Annotated in this window: 13 protein-coding genes, 1 pseudogene and 1 other annotated feature; of the genes and pseudogenes, 5 read left to right on the top strand and 9 right to left on the bottom strand. The window is 61.5% G+C overall.

The genetic code is table 11. The features are described from left to right. Window positions 1–4 precede the first annotated feature (4 nt). Both HV744_RS25025 and HV744_RS25020 read right to left on the bottom strand, forming a co-directional pair. On the bottom strand, window positions 5–274 hold the full coding sequence (locus HV744_RS25025) for a DUF4148 domain-containing protein (protein ID WP_175152059.1): 270 nt from the start codon (window positions 272–274) through the stop codon (window positions 5–7). 256 nt (window positions 275–530) lie between these two features. Beyond that, a complete protein-coding gene (locus HV744_RS25020) occupies window positions 531–1,442 on the bottom strand; it encodes a LysR family transcriptional regulator (RefSeq protein ID WP_175152058.1) in 912 nt (303 codons plus the stop codon). A gap of 165 nt (window positions 1,443–1,607) precedes the next feature. Here HV744_RS25020 and HV744_RS25015 point away from each other — a divergent pair, with 165 nt between their 5' ends. Then, on the top strand, window positions 1,608–2,699 hold the full coding sequence (locus HV744_RS25015; RefSeq protein WP_175152057.1) for an NAD(P)H-dependent flavin oxidoreductase: 1,092 nt from the start codon (window positions 1,608–1,610) through the stop codon (window positions 2,697–2,699). A 127-nt stretch (window positions 2,700–2,826) separates the two neighbouring features. Here HV744_RS25015 and HV744_RS25010 read toward each other — a convergent pair whose 3' ends face one another. Together HV744_RS25010 and HV744_RS25005 are read right to left on the bottom strand one after the other, a co-directional pair. Continuing rightward, complete coding sequence (locus HV744_RS25010) at window positions 2,827–3,063, bottom strand: tautomerase family protein (RefSeq protein WP_175152056.1); 237 nt, start codon at window positions 3,061–3,063, stop codon at window positions 2,827–2,829. Window positions 3,064–3,123: 60 nt separating this feature from the next. After that, window positions 3,124–3,834 (bottom strand): SDR family NAD(P)-dependent oxidoreductase, encoded by a 711-nt coding sequence (locus HV744_RS25005; protein WP_175152055.1) that lies wholly within the window; start codon window positions 3,832–3,834, stop codon window positions 3,124–3,126. 556 nt (window positions 3,835–4,390) lie between these two features. Continuing rightward, window positions 4,391–4,508 (bottom strand) — a sequence feature (23S ribosomal RNA rRNA prediction is too short). A 94-nt stretch (window positions 4,509–4,602) separates the two neighbouring features. On the opposite strand from HV744_RS25005, the pseudogene nanR reads away from it, so the two are divergent. Then, window positions 4,603–5,208, top strand: a pseudogene (gene nanR / locus HV744_RS25000) (transcriptional regulator NanR); the annotation flags it as partial. A 172-nt stretch (window positions 5,209–5,380) separates the two neighbouring features. Here nanR and HV744_RS24995 read toward each other — a convergent pair. Continuing rightward, a complete protein-coding gene (locus tag HV744_RS24995) occupies window positions 5,381–6,622 on the bottom strand; it encodes an NAD(P)/FAD-dependent oxidoreductase (RefSeq protein ID WP_175152054.1) in 1,242 nt (413 codons plus the stop codon). 67 nt (window positions 6,623–6,689) lie between these two features. After that, window positions 6,690–7,478, bottom strand: a complete 789-nt coding sequence (locus HV744_RS24990) for an ABC transporter substrate-binding protein (RefSeq protein WP_175152053.1) — start codon at window positions 7,476–7,478, stop codon at window positions 6,690–6,692. A gap of 225 nt (window positions 7,479–7,703) precedes the next feature. Here HV744_RS24990 and HV744_RS24985 point away from each other — a divergent pair, with 225 nt between their 5' ends. Next, complete coding sequence (locus HV744_RS24985) at window positions 7,704–8,681, top strand: ornithine cyclodeaminase family protein (RefSeq protein ID WP_175152052.1); 978 nt, start codon at window positions 7,704–7,706, stop codon at window positions 8,679–8,681. 78 nt (window positions 8,682–8,759) lie between these two features. Continuing rightward, window positions 8,760–9,404, top strand: a complete 645-nt coding sequence (locus HV744_RS24980; protein ID WP_175152051.1) for a helix-turn-helix transcriptional regulator — start codon at window positions 8,760–8,762, stop codon at window positions 9,402–9,404. A 60-nt stretch (window positions 9,405–9,464) separates the two neighbouring features. Here HV744_RS24980 and HV744_RS24975 read toward each other — a convergent pair whose 3' ends face one another. The 3 genes from HV744_RS24975 to HV744_RS24965 all read right to left on the bottom strand — a co-directional run bounded on the left by HV744_RS24975 (window position 9,465) and on the right by HV744_RS24965 (window position 13,345). Further along, complete coding sequence (locus HV744_RS24975) at window positions 9,465–11,270, bottom strand: NAD(P)/FAD-dependent oxidoreductase (protein WP_175152050.1); 1,806 nt, start codon at window positions 11,268–11,270, stop codon at window positions 9,465–9,467. A gap of 84 nt (window positions 11,271–11,354) precedes the next feature. Further along, entirely contained in the window at window positions 11,355–12,503 is a 1,149-nt protein-coding gene (locus HV744_RS24970; RefSeq protein WP_175152049.1) for a GAF domain-containing protein, read from the bottom strand. A 185-nt stretch (window positions 12,504–12,688) separates the two neighbouring features. Further along, window positions 12,689–13,345 (bottom strand): peroxiredoxin-like family protein, encoded by a 657-nt coding sequence (locus HV744_RS24965; RefSeq protein ID WP_175152048.1) that lies wholly within the window; start codon window positions 13,343–13,345, stop codon window positions 12,689–12,691. A gap of 107 nt (window positions 13,346–13,452) precedes the next feature. Here HV744_RS24965 and HV744_RS24960 point away from each other — a divergent pair, with 107 nt between their 5' ends. After that, on the top strand, window positions 13,453–14,337 hold the full coding sequence (locus HV744_RS24960) for a LysR family transcriptional regulator (protein ID WP_175152087.1): 885 nt from the start codon (window positions 13,453–13,455) through the stop codon (window positions 14,335–14,337). Window positions 14,338–14,465 lie beyond the last annotated feature (128 nt).

Raw genomic sequence — 14,465 nt, 5'->3', positions numbered from 1 at the left:
AGGCTTACTCGGCTGCTGCGTGACCTTGTTGCGACGAACCGCTGGCGATGCCGCCTACTGCGCTGTTCTGGGCGGCAACGCGTGCTTCAGCAGCCTGGATGTTCGCCGGATATTCGTTCGGGTTCGAACGTGCCGGGTTGTAGCCAGCCTTTTCGATCTGAATCAGTTCTTCGCGCACTTGCGCACGGGTCACGGATTGGTTCGACTGGGCGAAAACGGCAACCGGAGCAGCAAGGGTAGCGGCGATAACAACGGCTTGGATGAGCGACTTCATGGTTACTACCTCCAGAGATTTGTCTTGTTTGGGCTGCAAACTCGTTTGTTTGCGCCAGTGAGGACAGTCTAGGAGGATGAGAAACCAGGGTAAATACCTAATCTATGAAATCACTGTTTCGGAAACTAAAACAATCTGATTACGAATGCCATGTGTCGTGCGAGCTGATGCAAGTATCGCAAATATTGGGATTTTCGGTGGTGGGCTCGCCCCTGCATCACGACACGCAATCGAGCAATCGCCTCGGGCCGACGCACTACGATCCGAGTTTTTCCATCAGAAAGTCGACGAAACTGCGCACGCGCGACGACAGATGCCGCGCATGCGGATAGAGCAGGACGAACGGTCGCGAGCAACCGCCATAAGGAATCAACAGTTCGTGAAGCGTTCCTTCGGCAATGTCTTTGTCGACGATGAACCGATAGGTCTGAAAAAGACCCGCCCCATGACGCGCCAGGGTCACCCCGCCAAGTACATCACCCGACGACCCGTAGCCGCCGCGCGTCATCATCTCAGCCACCTCGCCTTCAAGGTTGAACAGCCACGGGAGATTGCGGCCGCTGCTCGGCAACGCATACTGGATACAGTCGTGATTGATCAGGTCGTCCGGCGTTTTCAGTTTGCCGGCGCTGCGCAGATAAGCTGGCGAGGCGACGACCACCAGTTCCGCATCCTCGATATTTCGCGCGATCAGTCCGGAGTCTCCCGGCGCACGTCCGCGAATGGCCAGGTCGAAGCCTTCTTCCGCGAAGTCGATGTTGCGATTGCTGAGATGCGCTTCGACCGTGACCCCGGGATAACGTGCACGAAATTCCGCAAGCAGCGGAAGCACACGGTAGTGGCCATAAGGCGTCGGCATGCTGATCCGCAGCACGCCGGTGGGGGTCGTCTGCTGACCGGTGGCTTCGCGCTCAGCCTCGGCAAGCTGATTCAGCGCCAGCCGGCATTGTTCGAAGTATCGCCTTCCTGCATCGGTCAGGCGGATCTGTCTTGTCGTCCGCACGAACAAGCGGACCCCGAGGCGCGTTTCCAGACGCGCGACCGAACGACTGACCGCGGCCGGCGTGACGCTCGCGGCGTTCGCGGCCACGGTGAAACTCTCCAGTTCGGCGGCGAGACAGAACAGTTCGATACTGCCCAGAAGAACATCTTCAAATTGACGCTGCATGGTTTCTCGATGACCTGCTTTATTGCGCTTTCCTGGTCGGGCAAAAAGGCACCTCGATCAACCATAGAGTGAACGCAACGGCCGGCGCGGTCGCCTTCGGTGCGCAACCAGGGTTTATGTACGATATCAGGACTATATTGTAGTGAGCATTGGTGAGGGATAGAGATGACAGACAATCGTACGTTGCTGCATTTGCTGGGTGTCGAAAAACCGATCATTCAGGCGCCAATGGCCGGTGTCAGCACGCCCGCACTGGCCGCGGCCGTCTCCAATGCCGGCGGCGTCGGCTCACTGGGCGTCGGGGCGATGAACGCCGAGGGAGCCCGCAAGATCATCAAAGAGACACGCGCATTGACGGGCAAGCCGTTCAACATCAACGTCTTCTGCCATCAACCCGCGCAAGCTGACGAGGCGGTCGAGCGGCAATGGTTGAAGTGGCTTGCGCCATATTTCGAAAAATACGGCGCAACGCCGCCGGCATCACTGTCGGAGATCTACACGAGCTTCGTTGCGGACCCGGCCATGCTGAAGGTTTTTCTCGAGGAGAAGCCGGCGATCGTCAGTTTCCATTTCGGTTTGCCTTCTGACGATGTGATTGCCGAACTGAGAAAGGCGGGCATCAAGCTGCTCGCCAGTGCAACGGACCTGGATGAGGCTGCGCAAGTCGCCGCGGCGGGAGTCGATGCGATTGTCGCGCAAGGTATAGAGGCCGGCGGGCATCGCGGCGTTTTCGATCCGGACGCAGCCGATGACGGGTTGGGCGTGTTTGCGCTGACGCGTCTGCTGGTCAGGGAATTCCACCTGCCGGTGATCGCTGCCGGCGGCATCATGGATGGCGCCGGGATCGCCGCGGCGCTCGCGCTTGGTGCTCAAGCCGCCCAGCTGGGTACTGCTTTTGTCGTCTGTCCGGAAACGTCGATCGACGACGGTTATCGTCGCGCGATGCTTGGAGAAGCAGCTCGCCGGACGACTTTTACCGCGGCGATCTCCGGGCGCGTGGCGAGAAGCATGGTGAACCGTTTCACTGCACTCGGCAGCGACGCGCGCTCGCCGAAGCCGCCCGCGTATCCGATCGCGTACGATGCCGGGAAGGCGCTTCATGCTGCAGCGAAGGCCACAGGTGAGTTCGGCTATGGCGCGCAGTGGGCCGGGCAGGCAGCCGCGCTGGCGAGGTCGTTGCCCGCAGCAGAGCTGGTTGCCCAACTGGAGCGCGAACTGAAGGAGAGCATCAGGCAACTGCAGCAGTTCGCGGGCTAGCGGCTCGACCGATCAATGCGGTTGCGCATTGCAGTCGAATGAGCACGCACGGGAAGGACGACCACAATGCGCCCTTGTCCATTCGACGAAGACCTTTCGGCCCGAATCACAGCGCACGTGTCGACGTTCAACCCGGCTTCAGGCCACGCTGCTTGCGATAGGCTTCGACCGGCAATCCGCCCCAGCCCCAGTTCTCGGTGTTCACCTCCTGAATGACAACAAAGGTCGATTCAAGCGGTTTGTTCAGCACGTCGAGCAATAATTGACTGGCGCCTTTGATGAGCGCGGCTTTCTCGTCGGCAGTGACGGCATCGTTGCCGGGCTTGGTGCCCTCACGGGTCACCTGAATTGTGACGATAGGCATGTGATCCTCCGAAAACCTGGGTTAATGTCAAGGGCGCCAGCCAGCGGCGCCCGAGTGTGATCAGTGGCCGGCGCTCTGTCCGCCGTCGACGTGCAGGATTTCGCCCGTGATGAACGGTGCGGCATCGAGGAACAGGATCGCGTTGACGATATCGCTCATCTCGCCCATGTGGCCCATCGGATGAAGGGCGCCCAGCGCTGCGTGGGTTTCCGGCGCATGCATCGGCGACTTGATGATCCCCGGCGAAACCGCATTCGCACGAATACCTTTCTTGGCGTACTCGATCGCCAGCGACTTCGTGGCGGCGTTCAGGCCGCCCTTGGTCAGGGAAGCCAACACGGAAGGCACACCGTCGATAGCATGGTCGGCGAGGGTAGTGGTCACGCTAACCACGTGACCCCTCGAATGCTTCTCCATTTCTGCGATGGCGAGTTGCGTGACGTAGTAGAAGCCCGCGACATTCACACTCATCACCGCAGCGTAGTCTTCAGCGGTGTACTGGGTAAAGGGCTTTGCAACAAAGATGCCGGCGTTGTTCACCAGCGTGTCGATCTGGCCAAACTTTGCAACACCTTCGGAAATGACACGTTTGGCGGTGGTCGGGTCGCCAATATCGCCGGCGACGGTCAGGATGTTCGGATCGTCCGATGGTTTGATCGAACGTGCGGTTGCGACGACGCGGTAATCGAGCTTTCGAAACGCCTTTACTACCTCGGCGCCAATGCCTTGCGATGCGCCGGTTACGACGACGACTTTTTGTGACGTGCTCATGATTGAAGCTCCAGATGAGTTGCTTGGGTTCAGATGCGGATCGGACTAAGGCTCCGATGGGTATGAAATCTAGGCGCATTGGCGCTGGATTCGAATACCCGCCATGGACAAACAGTCGTGCGTGCCAGTTACAAATGCGTGGTGGGGCGGATGCGTCGGTCGGTCAACCGTGGCGGGGCAAACGTCTGGAGAATCGAAGGCGCGCTCGATTCATATTGCGCCGGGATGGGCTGACCGTGCTGGACATTGGTCATTGATGCCGGCATCGGTTAGCGCTTTTTGCGTTGCTGCGATTGCGGATACGGAGGGTGCGTTTTGTCGTTGACACCTGCGTAAAGACTGGACCGGGTTGTCAGGAAATTTTGTTGGCAATGCGAATCAATGCAGATCGACAGGGCAGTAAAAGCATTCGAAGTACTCGACCTCGCGCCGAAGTCTGACCATATTCAGAGCATGTTGGACTACGCGCGCAAGAACTTGAACCGACCGTTGGCCATCGAAGATAGCCAGTGACAGAAGAGGTCTATCCCCCGCTTTCCTGGCGCACTGTCGAGAGGATGAAAAAAATATTTCACAAATCGGGTTGACCGATAGGATTTCCCCATTCGGACATCTTCGGATCAAAGCTCGTTTGCCAGCTCCCCGAAGCTTTTCGCAGGCTACACCGCCCGTCACACCATGGGAGTGGGTTTTACCAGAAGTGGCTAGTCTAACCGCAAGGAGGACGGTCACCACGGTAGGTTTGACGGTCGTGGGCGCGAGTGGCGGCCGTCGGAACGCGAACTGATGGAAATCTATGGCGTCGGCCGGCCGGCTGTCAGAGAGGCGTTACAGACGCTCGAACGTTCGGGCATCGTCGAGATCGTGCACGGCGAACGGGCGCGAGTCGTCGTGCCCACGGCGGACCGGCTAATCGGACAGATCGCCGGCGGCGCCATGCATCTGTTGCGCACGCATCCTGACATGCTGGAGCATCTGAAGCACGCGCGCCTGTTTCTGGAGACGGGCACCGCACGCATGGCCGCCGAACGTGCAACCGAAGAGGATGTCGCGCGGCTGCAATTGAGCGTGGCCCAGCACCGGGCATCGATGGTCAATCTCGAAGAGTTCATCGAGCGCGACATGGCGTTTCATCGCGAGATCGCAAAGATCAGCGGCAATCCGATTTTTCCGTCGATCGTCGAATCGTTGTTTCGCTGGGCCGGCGAATACTATCGGCCGCTTGTGCGCGCGCCCGGCGCCGAGGAACTGACGCTTTCAGAGCATCAGCGTATCGTCGATGCGATCGCCAAACACGACGGCGACGAAGCCGCGAAAGCGATGCGCGCGCATCTGACGCGCGCCAACGAGTTATATCGCACGTTGAGCACGTAATTCTGCCACGGGGCAGGAGCAAGCTGTTCTCCCGTTAGCTCGTCGGCTCGTGAGCGAAAAGAACTTTTCGCGCTGCGGCGAGCGTTCGTCAAGGCTTTGCGCTCATGCGCCCATTCGAGCCTGGCCTGCGTAATACCGTTCTCGTACCCCACGCCGCCAAAGCATCGTCTGCCTATCGGAACCGCTCCGGACGAAACGCATGCGGGTCGGTGAACGGCGTGGCGCCCGTCATCATTTCCGCCAGCAAACGACCTGTGACAGGTCCGAGCGTCAAGCCGTGATGGTTATGTCCGAACGAGAACCAGAGGCCGCGATGCCGGGGCGCGCGCCCGATCACAGGCCGCATGTCGGGCGTGCAAGGACGCAGCCCGAGCCAGGGCGACTTGTCCAGACGCTCGCCAAGACCGAATACAGGTTTGGCGATGCGTTCTGCGCGATCGAGTTGAATCGTCGTCGGCGCGGCTTCGCGCCTCGCAATTTCGACGCCGGTGGTCAGCCGCAAGCCGCCTCGCATCGGCGCGATCACGTAGCCTTCCTCCGTGTCGACCACCGGCACGGACAAGATCGTCTGCGTGGGCCGATAGTGCATGTGGTAGCCGCGTTTCGCGCGCAACGGAATGCGATAACCGAGTGGCCCGAATACGGTGTCCGACCACGGTCCGAGCGCGACTACCACCTCCTTCGCGCTGATTTCTCCATGGCCGGTCTGAACGGTCCACGCATCGTCCCGCGCACGCAGCGTGACGGCGTCGCCAGTCAGCAGCGTGCCGCCGGTCTGTTCAAACAGACGCGCATAGCCCTTGGTGAGCGCACCCGGATCGGAGATGCTCTTCGGATCCTGCCAATGCAGCGCACCGCAAAACCCCTGTCCAATGCCCGGTTCTTGCGCGCGCAGCGCCGTGGCATCGAGCTGCGTGATGCGCAGACCGTGTTTGCGCACGGCAGTTTCGGCGACCATTGTTTGATGGTCCAACTCGCTTTGCGTGCGAAATGCTTCGATCCAGCCGCCGTCGTGCGCGAGCCGTTCAAGACCCGCGCGCGCGATCAGCGCATCGTGTTCAGCGACGCTTTGCCGGATCAACGGCAACATATCGCGCGCCGCGAGCGCCAGCCGCTCGGGCGACGACTCCCACCAGAAACGGCCAAGCCACGCGGCGAATACGGGGAGCGCCCGGTAGTCCCAGTAGAGGTCGGTCGATTGATTGCGCGCGTAGCGCAGCAGCCTGCCAGGACGGCGCGGAAAGCCGTACGGCACGATGGACGAACTCTCGATCAGGCCCGCGTTGCCGAAACTGGTCTCCTCGCCAGGTCCGCGCCGATCGACCAGCGCGACGCGTCGTCCGCGATCCTGCAAATGCAGGGCGGCCGACACGCCGACAATACCGGCACCCAATACGATTACATCGAAATCCATAGACTGGCTCTGTTCCCCGCACCGTTTCTTGCGGCATGGATCTGCTGCTCCCGGGCCCGGGAGCCGCTTACTTCGCGATGATGTCGCGCTTGAAATACTTCATCGACAGATTGCTCAGTGTGCCGTCTTTCTTCAGCGCGTCGAGCGCGGCGTCGATCTTGCCGCCCAGCGCCTTGTCGCCCTTGCGCAGCCCGAAGCCGGTGCCTTCGCCGAGGGTCGCCGGATCTTTCAGCGGTTCGCCGACGATCACATAGTCACGTCCGGCCGGCTTGTCGAGAAAGCCTTCCTGGGCCGTCTGCGCTTCCTGCACCGCGGCGTCCAGGCGCCCCGCCGTGAGATCGGCATAAACCTGATCCTGGTCCTGATACGACACGATCGACACGCCCGCATTCGCCCAGTGCTGCTTGAGGAAGTCTTCCTGCGACGACCCTTGCAGGACGCCGACGCGCTTGCCCTGCAGGCTCTTGACGTCGGGCAGCAGCGGCGAGCCGTGCTTGACGACCATCACGATAGGCACGACGTAGATCGGCGGTGTGAAGTCGATACTTTGTTTGCGCTTCGCCGTGATGTTCATCGCCGAATTGATGACGTCGAACTTGCGTGCCTGCAATGCCGGAATCAGGCCGTCGAACGAGTTTTCCACCCACACGCACTTCACGCCCATCTTCGCGCAGACGGCATTGCCGACATCGATGTCGAAGCCCTGCAACTGGCCGGTCGGCGACTTGCTCTCGAACGGCGGATACGCGGCCTCAATACCAAAACGCAAGCTGCCGGCGGTTTCGGCGTAGGCTGCGCCGGTCATGCCGACCAGCGCGGCAGCAAGGCAAACAGAAAGCGAGAGCTTGAGATTCATGATGGGTCCGGGCGTAGTTGAGATCGCTAGAAAGGGGCCAAATGAAACAGCATGAGGTCTCCGCGGAGCCATGGCATGGACGCTGCCCTGTCGCTGTTCTGGAACATGAGTCTATTCTGGACCAGGATAATTGCAAAGCTTTTCAAAAAAAATAATCCAGACTGGACTTTAAATTTAGAATTGAACCCACGCCGGACCTCTGGCACCGACCTGGAGAGCAGACACATGAGCCACAGCGACACGACCACCCCGCTAATCGTCCAGCAGGACGCCGTACGCAACGCGCTGCCTGAACTGGATGTGCGCCGCGCATTGACGGAGATGTTCCGCGCGCTCCACAGCGATCATGCGGTGCAACCGCCGCAAAGCCTCACGCTGTTTCCCGCGAACGCGGGCGACTTCATTACGTACCTTGGCGCGATTGCCGACGCCAAGGTGTTCGGCGCGAAGATGTCGCCGTACATCGTCACGGGTGCGAAGCCGATCATCACCGCATGGACGGCGTTGATGTCGATGGAGACCGGCCAGCCGCTGATGTGGTGCGATGCGGGGCTGCTCACCGTCGAGCGTACCGCCGGCGCCACCGCGCTCGCGGTCGAACATCTCGCGGCACCCGGCGCGCGCCGGCTCGCGATCGTCGGCGCCGGCGCGGTGGCCCAGGCGCATCTGCGCCATATTGCGCCGCTGCGGCCCTGGGATTCGATCCAGGTTTTCTCGCCCAGGCTCCACGGCAGCACGGCGCAGCGTGCCGCCGTCATCGCGCTGGACCCGCGCGTGAGCGTCAGCGCGACGCTCGAAGACTGCGTGCGCGAGGCGGATGTGGTGGCGTTGTGCACCTCATCAGGCACACCGGTGCTGGCCGAAGGCATGTTGACGAAGCCCGCGCTGATCACGTCGATCAGCACCAACGTTGCGAACGCGCACGAAATCCCGCCGGCTTGGCTGCGAGAGATGGATGTGTATTGCGACTACCGGCGCACCACGCCCGCCAGCGCCGGAGAAATGAAGCTGGCGGCAGATCTGCACGGATGGTCCGCGCAGACCGTGGTGGCGGATCTCCCCGAGCTGGTGGGCGGCAACGCGGACCGGCCGTCGTACCAGCGACACGCTTTCTTCCGTTCGATCGGACTCGGACTGGAAGACGTCGCGATCGCGTATGAGCTGTATCGATATCTGACCACTCGACACCCCGTGGCAAAATAGTCCGGACCAATGGGGATGACGGCATATCGGGTAGCTCATGCTGGACCTTGCCGTCACCCTGGAACCTCTCCTATCTCCATGCGAAAGACAAAATCCACACCGGCCCGCCGGCTGCTGCTCGAACGCTATAGCCGTGTCGCCGACGGTATCGCGCTGCTGTTTTTTCCGTACGTCGAGATCGTCATTCACGACCTGCACAGCCAGACTATCGCGTACATCGCCAATAATCTGTCGAAGCGGGAACTAGGCGACGAATCGGCGCTGGAAGAAATCGATCATGTCGAGCAGCCTGGCACGATCGGTCCATACGAGAAGATCAACTGGGACGGCCGGCGCATGCGCTGTGTCAGCACGGTGTTGTTCGACGACGCCGGCGTGGCCTCGGGCATGATGTGCGTTAACTACAATATCGCCGTCTTCGAAGAAGTGAAGCACGTGATCGATCTCGTGATTTCCGGTGTCGGCGTGGTGAAGCAACCGGAGGAACTGTTCAAGGACGACTGGCAGGAACGGATCAACACGTTCCTGCACGCGTGGCTTCAGGAACGCCAGTTGGCGCTCAACTCGCTGACGCGCGATCATCGGCGCGAACTCGTCGCGGCGCTGTGGGCGGAGGGTGCGTTCAAGGGCAAGAGCGCGGCGAATTACGTCGCGAACGTGTTGGGGATGGGACGCGCGACGGTCTATCAGCACATCAGGGATTTGCGCGACACGGCGCAGTAGGGGCGGGCGCTGCGTCGCTGTCGCGGGGCCGCCGCCAAGCGGCGACCCGCGACCCGGCCCCTACGACACGTGATGAACCTCCTGCAGTCCAAAGACCGGCGTCGGAATCCCTTCCATGCGAGCCTTGAGTTGCAGCGACAGGTACTGCGAGTAATGGCGCGACTGATGCAGATTGCCGCCGTGAAACCACAGTGCCGGCTGCTGTGTGGGCTTCCACATGTTGCGCTGCTCGCCTTCCCATGGCCCCGGGTCTTTCGTCGTATTCGAGCCGAGCCCCCACACCTTGCCCACCTTGTCAGCGACCTCGCGCGAGATCAGCTCGGCGGCCCAGCCGTTCATCGAGCCATATCCGGTCGCGTACACGACCACGTCCGCTTCGAGTTCGCTGCCGTCGCTCAGCCGCACCGAGTGCTCTTCCAGTTCCACCACGTCGACGCCGCTTTTCAGCTTGATCTGGCCGTTAGCCACCAGCTCGGATGCGCCGACATCGATGTAGTACCCCGAGCCGCGCCGTAGATACTTCATGAAGAGTCCGGAATCGTCATCGCCGAAATCGAGCATGAAGCCGCTCTTTTCCAGCCGCGCGTAGAATTCGGCGTCGCGCTCCCTGATCGCGTTGAACACCGGAATCTGGAACTCGTGGAGTATCGCGTACGGAATCGATGCGAAGGTCAGATCGGCTTTCGACGTCGTCATGCCGGCCGCCACCGCGCGCTCTGAATACAGATCGCCGAGCGCCAATTCCATCAGCGAGTCCGACCTGACGATGTGAGTGGACGAGCGTTGGACCATCGTCACGTCGATGCCTGCTTCCCACAGCGCGGCGCAAATGTCGTGCGCCGAATTGTTCGCGCCGATCACGACGACCTTCTTGCCGCGATACCCATCCGGACCAGGATGTTTGGATGAATGGTGCTGCTCGCCCTTGAACACGTCCATGCCTTTGAAGTTCGGCAGGTTCGGCTTGCCTGACATGCCGGTGGCGAGCACGAGCTGTTTGGGCCGTAATGTGATGTTGCGGCCGTCGCGCTCGACTTCCACGATCCATTCGCCTTTCGCGGCCTCATAGCGCGCTGACTTGCAGATGGTCGACCCCCAGTAGTTCAGTTCCATCACCTTCGTGTACATCTCGAGCCAGTCGCCGATTTTGTCCTTCGGCGTGAAGACCGGCCAGTTGTCGGGGAAGGGCAGGTAGGGCATATGGTCGTACCAGACCGGATCGTGCAGGCAGAGCGTCTTGTAGCGGTTACGCCAGGCGTCGCCCGGCCTTGCGTTCCTATCGATGATGATGGTCGGCACGCCAAGCTGCCGCAGCCTCGCGCCCAGCCCAATCCCGCCTTGCCCGCCGCCGACGACCAGACAGTAGGGCTGCGACGAGTTGCCGAGCGCGTCGAGTTCGGCCTCGCGATTTTCTTTCCAGCTGGTCCGGTCGGGACGTGCACCGTGCTCGGCGCCCATCGGGCGCTTCGGTCCTTTAGGCTCTTCGTGGCCCTTGAGTTCGGCCATCGTCGTGAGCAGGGTCCAGATCTTGCCGTCCTTCAGGCGAATGAATCCTGTGCCGCGCGCCACTTCGGTTTCGAACGTGATCCAGCCCTGGGTCACGCCATTCGCATCGGTGGCCGGCTCTTCATTCTCCGCGAGCTTCAGCTTCGATGGCTTGATCGCGCCGAGTTGCGCATCCAGCATCGCGGCGATCTGCTCGCGGCTTTCCATTGTCTTGATGTTCCAGGTGAACGCGACCAGATCGCGCCAATAGCAATTGGGCTGGAACAGTTCGACGGCTGCCGCCGTGTCGCCGCGTCTCAGTGCGGCTTCGACTGTTTCAAGAACATTGGAGATCGGGCGGTTGAGGTTGTTTTCGGGCATGGTTGCTCCTCCATACAAAACGGATATCGGACTTCGATGGGAAACGCGGGTTCTGCGCCCGCTAAGGGAATCGATGAGGCGCTGCTAACACTTGTGCGGCGGCAGGATGCCCAGCTTTGCAATGCGCCGGTATAACGTCGCGCGTGACATGCCCAGCGCCGTCGCGGCCTGCTCCGTCCGCCACTTCGCTTCGCCCATGGCGCCAACAATGCGGTTGCGTTCGAGTGCATCGGTTTCGGACACTGCGGGCGTAGCCGGCGGCGCGGCGGTGTCGCGCGGCGCTCGTGCCGGCCGTTTGGGCATACGCGCGACGGGTGGTGGCCGTACGCGGGCAAACAGTGTCGAACCCGTGTCGTGCAGTCTGAGCGCGACGAGGCCGCGGCTCGCCTTGGCTTCGAACAGACGTTCCGCCGGGATGTCGAAAAGCTCGGCGACGTGGCGTGGCAACTGATTGAGCGCCGGCACGCATTCACGCGCGCGCCGGTTTGCGGCGATCGCGTTGCCGCACGCGTCGATGGCGATCAGGATTTCCGGCTGGGCTTCCACGTAGTGCCGATTGCGGTGCGCGAGCAGCACCCAGCAGTCCGTTGCCGCGTTGAGGAAGAAAGCGTCTTCGATCAGCAGTGCGCTCTGCCGCACGATATGGTTGACGAGACGCTGGCTCTCGCGCTCGTCGGGTGAGCGCACCGCCGAGGCGTCCAGCACGCCGAGCAACTCGCCGTGCAAGCCGAAGATCGGCGACGCGCTGCACGTCAACGTCGTGAACGACGCGCGGAAGTGATCGATTCTGTGCACGGTGATCGGTTCGGCATCGAGCAGCACCGATGCGACGCCGCAGGTGCCTTCTTCGCTCTCCGACCAGCACGAGCCGAGATAGAGACCGGCACGCTTGAACTCATGGCGGCGGTCGCGATCAACCCGATAGTCGATAGTCACGCCTTGCGCATCGGTGAGCATCACGCAGTAGTCAGCTTCGCGCACCATTTCATGCAGGCGCGAAAGACACTGGCCGGAGGCTCGCAGGAAGGTTTCTTCGCGATGCTGCACGTCGCGCAATTCGGGCACCGTGAGAATGCGCGGGCCGGCCGTCGCGCCGGGGTCGAGATGATACTGTTCGAGCGAGCGCCGGTACGACGACGCCAGCCTTTTGCCGTCGGCGCCGGGCCGCACGGTCCGCCCTTCGATGACGTTGCAGACGCGGTCGATATGTCGGGTTGACGGAACATACGGCATCACGAGCCTCCGGGCGAATTCAGCGCGAGCAGTGTGCAGGAGGCATTGTGCGCCACTTGTGGCACCGCATGTCTCCGATGCTGAAACGTATAGGACGTTTTTTAGCATGGGTGCTTCGGGAGATCACATTGCGGTGCACCATGACCGTGTTTGAGATTTTTTTCTCAACCACGTCTGTCGAGGACCTATGTTTGATGACGCTCGCCGACAAGCGCCGGGCGATGCCGAGCTGTCGAATGTCTCGCTTGCAAAGCACTCAGCGCGTTCAATAACGATTCCGGCTCGAAGTGCCTGCGGTAGTCCACATCGATGAACGCGAGCGCGACGGTGCCGTCGCGATCAAGCAGATACGTGGCGGGCAGCGGAACGAGCCAGGTGCCTGCCTTTCTGGTGGATGGCGGGGTGTAGCCAAGCGCCTCATAACCGGGGCGCAGGCCCACAGGAAGATCGAACGCGAGTCCATATGCGCGTGCGACCTTCATGTCGACGTCCCGCAACTCGGGAATCGGCATGGCGGCGCTGTGCGTCCCGACCTTGCACGGTGGCGCAATTGCAATTGCACTCGCGCCGAGCGCGAGTACCTGCTGATATGTCGCCGAAAACCCGGCGAGGCTTTCCTCCCCAAAGGAGCACCAGGCGCCTCTGAAAAAATGCAGCACGACAGGGCCCGCATCCAGCAGTTGCTCGAGCGCGACTTGCCGTCCGCTGGCATCGGCAAGCATGAAAACGGGCGCTCTTGCGCCGGCCCGCAGTGCGCTCGACGCTGCGACCATGGCAGCGGCAGCGGCCAGTTCAGCATCAGCGTCCGACTGCCTGCTGGCGCTTCTATCAACGACTGACATACCCACCTCCAACCAAGGCAATCGCCTCGATGGAATCAATTTATCCATTCCACTTGCGCAGCGGAAGGCGCAATATTGCATAGCGCTTATTCCAATGGAGAATCATGATGGACCGGCTTGCGGCAATCGAGATTTTCATACGGGTCGTGGATACCGGCTCGTTCTCGGCCACGGCGCGGCACTACGAAGTCGGCCAGCCCGCCGTATCGAAGGCGATTGCACAGCTCGAAGAGTGGCTGGGCGTCAAGCTGCTGCTTAGGTCTACGCGCGCGCTCACGCCAACCGAGGCCGGCCAGAACTTTTATCTGCGCGCGAAGCGGGCTGTCGAAGAGGCCGACGAAGCCGTGCTCGCCGCGCGCGGGTCGGCGTCCGGTCTGTCGGGCAAGCTGCGGGTGTCCGCCGCGGTCTGTTTCGCGCGACTCCATATCGTGCCGCGCCTACCCGCATTCCTCGAAGAACACCCGGACCTCGAACTCGAACTCGTGCTGGACGACCGCACGATCGACCTCGTCAACGAAGGGATCGACATCGCGTTGCGCATGGGCGCGTTGCCCGATTCCAGCATGACCGCGCGCAAGATCGCCGAGGCTCGGCGCCGTGTCATCGCGACGCCTGAGTACTTCGAGCGTCACGGCACGCCCCGCGAACCGGCCGACCTGCTCGCGCATCGTGCTGTCATCTACACGCGCGACGGGGGAGGGGAAGACTATAAGTTCCGCAAGGACACCGCGGAAATTTCAATCAAGATGCAAGGACGCGTGAAGATTACTGCAACGGAAGGCGTGCGCGCAGCCGTGATCGCCGGTATCGGTCTGAGCGTCGTGTCCGAATGGGCGTTCACGCCGGAACTGAAGTCCGGCGTTGTCATGTCCGCAATGGACGACTGGGAGCTTCCACCTGTCAACCTGTCGGCCGTGTATCCCACCGGGCGGCTGGCGAGTACGAAGGCACGGGAGTTCACTGCGTTCGTCGAACAGTGCGTGACGAGCTGAACCCGACTAGTAGCGAAACTCGCGTTCATGTCTTGCCGCGAAGTCATCCCGTACTGCGGGTTTGCGGCCCGTAGTCGCTTCGCACCCGTTGCGAGAATCTTGCGTTTTCTGGTGCTCGCATCAGTACG

The sequence above is a fragment of the Paraburkholderia ultramafica genome, assembly GCF_902859915.1.
GTDB classification, from domain to species: domain Bacteria; phylum Pseudomonadota; class Gammaproteobacteria; order Burkholderiales; family Burkholderiaceae; genus Paraburkholderia; species Paraburkholderia ultramafica.
This window is presented reverse-complemented; position numbering and strand designations above follow the sequence as displayed.

What these genes read in the sequence shown, in the direction of transcription:
- HV744_RS25025 (WP_175152059.1), bottom strand. Translation starts at nt 274, where the DNA reads ATGAAGTCGCTCATCCAAGCCGTTGTTATCGCCGCTACCCTTGCTGCT.
- HV744_RS24975 (WP_175152050.1), bottom strand. Translation starts at nt 11,270, where the DNA reads ATGCCCGAAAACAACCTCAACCGCCCGATCTCCAATGTTCTTGAAACA.
- HV744_RS24965 (WP_175152048.1), bottom strand. Translation starts at nt 13,345, where the DNA reads ATGTCAGTCGTTGATAGAAGCGCCAGCAGGCAGTCGGACGCTGATGCT.
- HV744_RS24985 (WP_175152052.1), top strand. Translation starts at nt 7,704, where the DNA reads ATGAGCCACAGCGACACGACCACCCCGCTAATCGTCCAGCAGGACGCC.
- HV744_RS24960 (WP_175152087.1), top strand. Translation starts at nt 13,453, where the DNA reads ATGGACCGGCTTGCGGCAATCGAGATTTTCATACGGGTCGTGGATACC.
- HV744_RS25020 (WP_175152058.1), bottom strand. Translation starts at nt 1,442, where the DNA reads ATGCAGCGTCAATTTGAAGATGTTCTTCTGGGCAGTATCGAACTGTTC.
- HV744_RS24995 (WP_175152054.1), bottom strand. Translation starts at nt 6,622, where the DNA reads ATGGATTTCGATGTAATCGTATTGGGTGCCGGTATTGTCGGCGTGTCG.
- HV744_RS25015 (WP_175152057.1), top strand. Translation starts at nt 1,608, where the DNA reads ATGACAGACAATCGTACGTTGCTGCATTTGCTGGGTGTCGAAAAACCG.
- HV744_RS24970 (WP_175152049.1), bottom strand. Translation starts at nt 12,503, where the DNA reads ATGCCGTATGTTCCGTCAACCCGACATATCGACCGCGTCTGCAACGTC.
- HV744_RS25005 (WP_175152055.1), bottom strand. Translation starts at nt 3,834, where the DNA reads ATGAGCACGTCACAAAAAGTCGTCGTCGTAACCGGCGCATCGCAAGGC.
- HV744_RS25010 (WP_175152056.1), bottom strand. Translation starts at nt 3,063, where the DNA reads ATGCCTATCGTCACAATTCAGGTGACCCGTGAGGGCACCAAGCCCGGC.
- HV744_RS24990 (WP_175152053.1), bottom strand. Translation starts at nt 7,478, where the DNA reads ATGAATCTCAAGCTCTCGCTTTCTGTTTGCCTTGCTGCCGCGCTGGTC.
- HV744_RS24980 (WP_175152051.1), top strand. Translation starts at nt 8,760, where the DNA reads ATGCGAAAGACAAAATCCACACCGGCCCGCCGGCTGCTGCTCGAACGC.